This window comes from Candidatus Thermoplasmatota archaeon (assembly GCA_018814355.1).
Lineage (GTDB): Archaea > Thermoplasmatota > Thermoplasmata > UBA10834 > UBA10834 > COMBO-56-21.
Map to the genome: position 1 here is coordinate 1 of JAHIZT010000010.1, position 8,065 is coordinate 8,065.

An 8,065-nucleotide genomic window follows, 5' to 3' on the forward strand; every position below is an offset into this window, starting at 1 on the left:
ATCTTGGCCAGAAGGGGCGCAGCCTCTCCGGCGGCCAGCGCCAGCGCGTGGCCCTGGCACGAGCACTGGTGCGCAATGCGCCTGTCCTGTTGCTGGACGAGGCGACAAGCGCGCTCGATTCCGAGAGCGAGGCGGCTGTGCGCCGCGCGATTGCCAATGCTGCCGAGGGCCGCACGACGCTCGTGATCGCGCACCGCCTGTCGACGGTGCGCCGGGCCGACAGGATCGTGGTGATGACCGCTCGACCAGGCAAAGTCAGGGAGATGATCGAAGTGAATCTGCCAAGGCCCAGAGATAGGACCAGCAAGGAGTTCATCGCTGTCAGAGGGAAGGTTCTCACAGAACTCGACGAAGAGTTCGAGAAGGCTAGGGCGAAGGAGCTGTCCCCCGACTAGTCATCGTCTCTCCGTTTGTTCTCGCGGGTCGAAGGTCCTCTTCCCCCACCAGGATCTCATTGTCATCCTCAACGGTCCTGGAGGCAGTCTCTTCGGGTCTCTCGTCCTGAAGCTCTCTGCGATGATCTCATATGTGGATTCCACCAGTATCTTCGGCTTCGGGTGGTCTTCCTTCGAGACCTGGGCATTGCCTTGTCTGTCAAACTGGATCGTGACGGCATCGCTCTCCGTCCTGTAAACGATGACCTTCGGTATCATCGCACGGACGAAGATTCCTCTGAATCCCTTGATCTGCGGCCTGAACTCGTTCTCCATCTCGAGAGCATGCGTTCTAACGAGCGATTCGAGGTCTCCCATTGAAGTCCTTCCTTCAGACTCCTGAATGCCGTATCCTCGACATATGGTCTTCGTTCTTGAGCTCGACCATCCGCGCCGCTCGAGGACAACGCTTAACTAATCTCGGTCCGATTCATACCCGCATGAGCTTCGAGCTAAATGTCGTGAGCAACACACCCCTGACGCCGCTCAATGACATAGACGAGGTCGCCATCCTTTTCCTGAACCAGGTGGGTTACTTCCCGAAAGGATACGACCCCAAGACGGATGTCACGGACATCAGGGACAGTGTGCCGTACAGACTGATGGTGAACTACTTCCTCGAGCGGATGGACAGAGCATGGATAGTGGAGGACCTCGCGACCGCCCTTGGCACGACCAAGGCCACGATCTACAGGCACATAAACAAACTCAAGGGGTTCGACGTGCTCGAGGAGATGAAGGTCGAGGATTCTGAGGGCAACTCTAGGAAAGGCTACCGGATACGGTACGGCAACCTGAGCAAGGCCTGGAATTTCACAGAGGCTCATGTCCAGGTCGCGATGGAGAACTACCGAAAGACGGTGGACCACCTGCAGGCGCTCGCGTCAAAGAGAGGTGAGAAGCATGCCAAGAAAAGATGAGGTCGTCATACTGACCCCTGGCTCTCTCTACAAGATCAAGAGCCTCGAGGTAAGGGACAAACCGATGGAGACTGTGGGGATATTCAAGGGATATGCCGCCGTGGCACATGACACCGCGCTCGTGATCGAGCTCGACAAGACGCACGGCGATGAGAAGGGCAGGCAGAGGCTGATCCTCTCCCACATGATCATCTGCATCGACGTCCTCAAGGCCGAGAAGGAGAAGGAAGAGAAGGAATCCGAGAGCAACGCGGTCTACTTCGGCTGAGCGCGGTTGCGATGAAGGTCCAGGTGGATGCGCTCCAAGCCAGGATAATCAACATTCTGAAGGACTGGTACCCGATCACAGTGGAGGAGCTCAGGGACGAAATCTCACTCCCATCCGGCGTTCTCGAACGAGCATTGAAGGCGCTCATGGTGAAGGGCGTGATTGAGCTCGAACCGCTGACTGACAAGACCTATATCCGACTCCTGGTGCCTGAGATCATGTTCGAGGTGGACAAGAAGGACCGCAGGCGGAAGAAGAAGTCCACGCCAAGCGAGGCACCGCCTCAGAATGATTCCATAATGTACGGATGAGTTGCGTGCGCGCATCCGATAATTAGATATCCGGACTCAATAGTAGGAGACGGCCGTGGACCACCTCGACGAACTCGTTCAAGCGCTGGTCCTGGGCGAGGTCGACTCTCGGGACGATCTTCTTCGGCTCAAGGCGAAGCTGTGCAAGAAACATAAGGTCGCGCGCGTTCCTGCCAACTACGAGATCCTTGAGCGCGTGCCTGATGAGTACAGGGAAGTCGTCGAACCGTTCCTCAAGAACAAACCAGTGCGCACCATGAGCGGCGTCGCCCCAGTTGCAGTCATGACCAGCCCGTTCGATTGTCCCCACGGTAGATGCTCCTACTGTCCAGGCGGTGTCCCCAACAGCACGCCGCAATCCTATACTGGGCACGAGCCAGCTGCAATGAGGGCCTCCATCTACGAGTACGATCCCTACAAGCAGACCAAGAGTAGGCTTGAGCAACTTCACGCAATCGGTCATAGGACGGATAAGGTCGATCTGATCATCATGGGCGGCACATTCACATCGAGGCCTCCTGACTACCAGGAGTGGTTTGTCAAGAGGTGCTTCGACGCGATGAACGGCCAGGAGTCACAGGATCTCGAATCGTCACATTCCTTGAACGAGAATGCGAAAGCCAGGTGCGTCGGCTTGACCGTCGAGACCAGGCCGGATTGGCTCGGCAGCGACCAGGTAGAGCACTCACTGATGCTCGGAGCCACCAAGGTCGAGCTCGGCGTCCAGATCCTGGACGACAAGATATTGGACGGCGTGAAGCGCGGTCACCATGTCAAAGAGGTGGCGGAGGCGACCAAAAGGGCTAAGAACGCTGGTCTCAAGGTGGCGTATCACATGATGCCCGGCCTGCCCGGAAGCAGCAAGAAGAAGGACCTCGAATCCTTCAAGAAGATGGTCGAGGACGACCGGTTCAAGCCCGACATGCTCAAGATCTATCCGACCCTCGTTGTCAAAGGGACCGAGCTTTACGACCAGTGGTTGTCAGGCAAGTACTCGCCCTTGTCCTTGGACGATACCGTCGATCTGTTGACAGAAGTGAAGAAGTTCATCCCACCCTGGATGAGGATCCTCAGGATTCAGCGAGATATCCCTGCTAAGCTGATCGAGGCAGGGGTCAGGAAGAGCCATCTCCGGGAGCTGGTCATGAAGGAGCTCAAGGAGTCCGGAACCCCATGCAGGTGCATCCGATGCCGGGAGATCGGGCGCGCACCTTCTCGGAAGAAGACCCTGGACGACGCCGATGTTGAGTTCAAGGAGATCGAGTACAAAGCCTCAGGCGGCACCGAGCTATTCTTCTCCTACGAGATACCTGCCACCGATTCGCTCATTGGCTACGCCAGGCTTAGGATTCCAAGCGGGAAGAAGGTCGATGCCAGCTTCGTCAGAGAGCTGCATGTCTACGGACAGATGGTCCCGATAAGCGACAAACCGGGCGCTCGGTGGCAGCATAGGGGGTATGGTGAGAAGCTGCTGGCAGGGTGCGAGCGGCGGACTGCGGAGAAGGGCATAGGCTCGCTCTGGGTCACTAGTGGCGTGGGTGCCAGGAACTACTACAGGCGGCTCGGATATCAGCGCAAAGGGCCTTACATGGCGAAGCCGCTCGGAACGGATTGAGTGTCTATCGTTACCATTATATCAGCTTAGCCATATCGGAGAATACTGGGGAGGCTTTCGGTGCCCTGTCTGAAATGTGGATGTCAGTCAGAGGACGACGCGCTTCTATGCGACAAGTGCGCTGATTCGTGCTTCCAGGAATCGAAGTTCTTCCTGAACCCTGTCCTCATAGGCCAGAGCGTGTTCTCCAGACTCAGAGCCAAGGGCTCTGCAGCAATGCTTCTGGGCCCGTACGCCAGCTCAGATATCGTCTACGTGTCATCGGGAGACCTCCCGAAGGCCATCAAGGACCTGAATGTTCAGCTGATGCCGCGCGAGGATCTCCAGGGGTTCTACCAGAGGTGCAACACCCTGTTGTCGCACTTTGGCGTCCCACTTCAGCTGGACTCTCCGGAGATGTTGTTGACCGAGGACGCTGCCGATACCATCACCATGATAGTACAGAAGATCAACATGACGGAGAAGATGTATCCGCTTGAGGCGATGAGCGACCTGTATATCAAGGTGGGTATCGTCTACTGGGCCGCATCGCAGAGCGTTCTCATGAGGACGACCTCGAAGCGCTGGCAGAGTGAGAAAAGGACTTACTTGGTGTCCAGGGCCAAGGAGTTCCTTTCAAAGGTCGAACCCGGAGACGATCTTCACTCGATTGCTGCACGGATCCACGGTCTTCTATGTCTGGACGCCGAGGAATGGACTGAAGCAGAGGAGAGCTTGGCAGATGCCCTCATGAGCTTTCCTAATGACTACAAGATCGGTGAAGGTCTTGCCAGGGCGCATCTGATGCTTGGGAATCAGATGGAAGCCCTGTCGCGCGTGGATGAGGTCATAAACCAGGGCGAGAGGCCCGAACTGTGGGTCCTCAAAGGCAAGATCCTCAGAGACCTTGACAGGACCAAGGAGGCGCTCGAATGCTTCAGCCGCGCGATATCTCTCGATTCCAAGTTCCTTCCTGCACATGATGCCCTCATCGAGATTCTTAGGGACATAGGCAGGCTCCAAGAGGCTGCGATGGCAGAGAGCCAGCGTGCTCTCTCTAGACGACCAGACCTGGAAAGGAAGATCGGGGAGCTGATCGGCGAGTTCAGGAAGGCCGCTGCGGAGGCGCCCGCGCCCATCGAAGCCCCTCCGCCATCCGTTGGGCGCAAGGTCCTCAAGGTCCCATCCGAAGCACCGCCAAAGAAGGATCCAATTGACATGACGAAGGACGCTTTGACCGCGAAGGATCTTGATACCGCAATTCAGCGCGCCAGCAACATCCTGAAAGACAAGCCAGACATGAGAGAGGCGAACCTGATACTCATCGAAGCCCTCGTCGCCAAAGGGGATCTGAAAGCCGCCGCCGCGAAGGTGCACTCATTCTACGAGAAGAATCGGGAGGACGCTCTGGCATGGTACTGGCGAGGAATCGTTGCCGACCGTGAGGGCAGATGGGGTGCGGCTGTCCAGTACCTCAGCAAGGCTGTCACACTGAACCAGAAACTGTTGGATGGCTGGAACGCCATGGGCGAAATGCTTCTGAACCACAACAAGGCCAGCGGGGCGGACGAGAGCTTCTCGCGAGTGCTGGACATCAACCCCGACAACGCAAGGGCCTGGCTCGGCAAGGGCAATGCGATGCGGCTCATGAACAGGTGGGGGGCGGCGATCCAATCCTTGGACAAGTACAACTCACTGGTGCCCGCTGACAAAGAAGCGTGGAAGCTCAAGGCGGACATCCTCTTCGAGAAAGAGAAGTACAAACGGGCAGTCGAGGCCTATGACAAGTACCTCGAACTGGCCCAGGATGATTCATACGTGCTTGGGAGGAAGGGCATCTCGCTCAACGCTATTGGTCTTGTCAACGACGCGAGGAAGTGTCTTGAGGAGAGCGTGCGACTCGACTCGAAGAACAAGGAGGCGGCTAAGTGGCTGAAGGTCGTCTCGGGGAGTGAGATCTGATGGTGGAGTTGGACAAGATTCTGAGCGAGCGCTCAGATGAGCGAGTTCTCAAGGCCATCAAAGAGGTCTCCGATCCGGAGTTCGCGAAGCTCGTTGAGGCCATCCTAGGATATCTGGAGCTCAAGGTGGTGCATAGCAGACCCAAGGGTACGTTCGTCATCGTGGAATGCATCCACAGGCCGGACGGGAAGAAGTACATTGTATTCTTCTCTCGGCGAGACATGGTCATTACGACTGCGGACATCACAAGTCTCATTTCCTACATGTCAAAGACGGAGTCTCCGAACGCGTTAGTTCTCACGACATCATCGATCGAGCGGGACGCAGCAGCGCTGGCCGAGAAGAGCAATATCGGTCTAGCTGACGCCACAAAGCTAGCAGCCCTTCTGCGAAGATTCGACCTGGACAAGGAAGTGATTCGGGCCGCCGAAATCTGGAAGGAGAGGGCGAAGGTCGCGACCATTCCCGGAGCAGACAGACAGCTCGAGGAAGCCATGCGGTTCGGGTATGAGTCCATAGCCAGCCGGGACTTCATGAAGGCGCTGGACCACTTCGACCGTGCAATCATGTTGCGGGAAGACTACGATGTCCCGTGGCGCTTGAAAGGGAACGTCCTGGATGAGATGGGATATCATGAACAGGCCCTCGAGTGCTACAAGCACGCTCTCGAGCTATTCCCCGAGAGCGATGAGACCTGGTTCTCTCTGGGTTCGTGCCTCTTCTCGCTCGCCAGGTACTCTGAGGAGATCATATGCTATGACCGGGCGCTCCAGTACAACCCTATCATGCAGAAGGCATTGATAAACAAGGGGTCCACTCTCCACAGGCTCGGGAAGTATCAGGAGGCCCTGGAAACATACGACAAGGTCCTGAAGATCAACTACAGGCTGGAGAAGGTTCACAACAACAAGGGGGCGACCCTGCACAGCCTCGGCCAGCTCAACGACGCCCTCGCGTCGTACAACCGCGCGATCGAGCTCAAGCACGACTACGTCGAGGCCTGGATGAACAAGGGCAGCCTGCTCTATGAGATGGGCAGGTACGGAGAGGCGTACGAAGCCCTAACAGAGATGACCCACATCCGACCTGAGCTCCCGAAGGGCTGGTACATGAGAGGGCTGGCGTCGAAGAAGACCAGCAATATCAGCCAGGCCAAGGCCAGCTTCGAGGCCGCGCTACGCCTCGACCCCGATTACGCGGACGCCAAGAGGGCGCTCGACGACATATCGAGGAAGGTCGCTGAGAAATTCCCAGAAGTGACCAGGATCGTGCAGGACATCTTCACGTCGGATGCTGCCAAGTCGACCGAGCCAGAGGTCGCCGCTGAGAAGGCTAGGCTCTCGGAAGACGCCTTGGCAAGGGTGCGCGAGGAGAAGGTCGAGGAGCTGGCGGAGGAGCTTTACGGAGACAGGGCAGAGCTGCTGCTGCTCTTCGGGAGGCTTGATGAGGCCTTCGATTTCCTTGGGAAGTCGCTGCGGCTGGAGGGTGAGAACGCACACCTGATGACCGCGGCGGGAAACGTTCTCTACCATCTTGGGAAGGGGGAGGCGGCTGCCAAGACCTACGAACACGCCCTTGCCACTGATGCCGCGTTCATGCCCGCTCTCTTCAACCTGGACACGATCGCTCTTGAGACGGGGGATCCGGAGCGCGCTGCCAAGGTCAGCGAAGCACTGAGGAAATCGACCTTCGGTTGGCAGACCAGAGCGGCGGCGTCATTGGTCGCCTTCAATAAGAGGGATCACAAGCAAGCGCTGGAAGACATCGAGGTCGCGCTCGCAATGGAGGACCTGGGCGCGCTTCAGAACTACAAAGGCCTCCTCAAGCTCGAAACAGGGGACTTTGCGGGAGCCTCAGAGGCGTTCGAGAAGACGAAGGCAATGCCCTTAGACCCCGCCGGGGCGTTCAATAATAGCGGGATCCTGCTATTGAGGAAGGGCGAGCTGGAGAAGGCCAGCAATGAACTGGACAGATCAATCAGACTGCAAAGGAACAACCACGCTGCGTGGAACAACAGGGGGTGCGTGCTGTACAGACTTGAGCGCGTTCGCGAGGCCATCGCGTGCTTCGAGGAGTCCTCCGTCATGCTCCCTACCACGGTTGCCCTGTCCAACAAGGGCTTCAGCCAGCTGGCCATCGACATGCTGAACGACGCGGTCCAGGCCTTCGACCAGTCTCTGAAGATCGCGGAGACCCCGGAGGCATACAACTGCAAGGGGATAGTTCTTGAACGGCTGGGTAGGCACGAAGACGCCTTGGTTTCATTTAAGGAGGCTCTTAGGATGTCCCCGCAGTTCAAGGATGCAAGCGACAACGCCAGAAGGGTTATCGTAAGGACGGACCTTCAGAAGGGAGTCCAGCATCCAGCATCATCAGCGCAGTCTCCTCCCGGGGAGGAGATCATAGGGGACAAGGAGAAGGCGGAGACCTCCCTCGAAGCGGTTTCCGAGAGCTCTCTGCGCGAGATGCGCAAGCAGGAGCTCGAAGCCATTTGCGAGTCCCTCGGTCTAAGCCCGCGCGGCACACGGGCAGACCTCATTCTGAGGATACTGAAGGTCAAAGGGAAAAAACCCAAG

At 57.4% G+C, this 8,065-nt stretch carries 7 protein-coding genes and 1 pseudogene; 7 read left to right on the forward strand and 1 reads right to left on the reverse strand.

Translation table 11 applies throughout. The features are described from left to right. Positions 1 to 236: pseudogene (locus KJ653_00310) on the forward strand (ATP-binding cassette domain-containing protein). A 159-nt stretch (positions 237 to 395) separates the two neighbouring features. Here KJ653_00310 and KJ653_00315 read toward each other — a convergent pair. Beyond that, complete coding sequence (locus tag KJ653_00315; GenBank protein MBU0684284.1) at positions 396 to 752, reverse strand: hypothetical protein; 357 nt, start codon at positions 750 to 752, stop codon at positions 396 to 398. A 122-nt stretch (positions 753 to 874) separates the two neighbouring features. Here KJ653_00315 and KJ653_00320 point away from each other — a divergent pair, with 122 nt between their 5' ends. The 6 genes from KJ653_00320 to KJ653_00345 all read left to right on the forward strand — a co-directional run. After that, positions 875 to 1,354, forward strand: a complete 480-nt coding sequence (locus KJ653_00320; protein ID MBU0684285.1) for a transcriptional regulator — start codon at positions 875 to 877, stop codon at positions 1,352 to 1,354. Next, a complete protein-coding gene (locus KJ653_00325; GenBank protein ID MBU0684286.1) occupies positions 1,338 to 1,622 on the forward strand; it encodes a hypothetical protein in 285 nt (94 codons plus the stop codon). The genes KJ653_00320 and KJ653_00325 overlap by 17 nt, the downstream gene beginning before the upstream one ends. An 11-nt stretch (positions 1,623 to 1,633) precedes the next feature. Further along, positions 1,634 to 1,933 carry a hypothetical protein gene (locus tag KJ653_00330; GenBank protein ID MBU0684287.1) on the forward strand — a complete coding sequence of 100 codons (300 nt, stop codon included), beginning with the start codon at positions 1,634 to 1,636 and terminating at the stop codon, positions 1,931 to 1,933. 55 nt (positions 1,934 to 1,988) lie between these two features. After that, positions 1,989 to 3,548: a tRNA uridine(34) 5-carboxymethylaminomethyl modification radical SAM/GNAT enzyme Elp3 gene (locus KJ653_00335; GenBank protein MBU0684288.1), complete on the forward strand. Its 1,560-nt coding sequence runs from the start codon at positions 1,989 to 1,991 to the stop codon at positions 3,546 to 3,548. A gap of 60 nt (positions 3,549 to 3,608) precedes the next feature. Further along, positions 3,609 to 5,489 (forward strand): tetratricopeptide repeat protein, encoded by a 1,881-nt coding sequence (locus KJ653_00340; protein MBU0684289.1) that lies wholly within the window; start codon positions 3,609 to 3,611, stop codon positions 5,487 to 5,489. Continuing rightward, the coding region (locus tag KJ653_00345; protein MBU0684290.1) for a tetratricopeptide repeat protein at positions 5,489 to 8,065 on the forward strand (2,577 nt) is incomplete at its 3' end. The genes KJ653_00340 and KJ653_00345, both read left to right, overlap by 1 nt.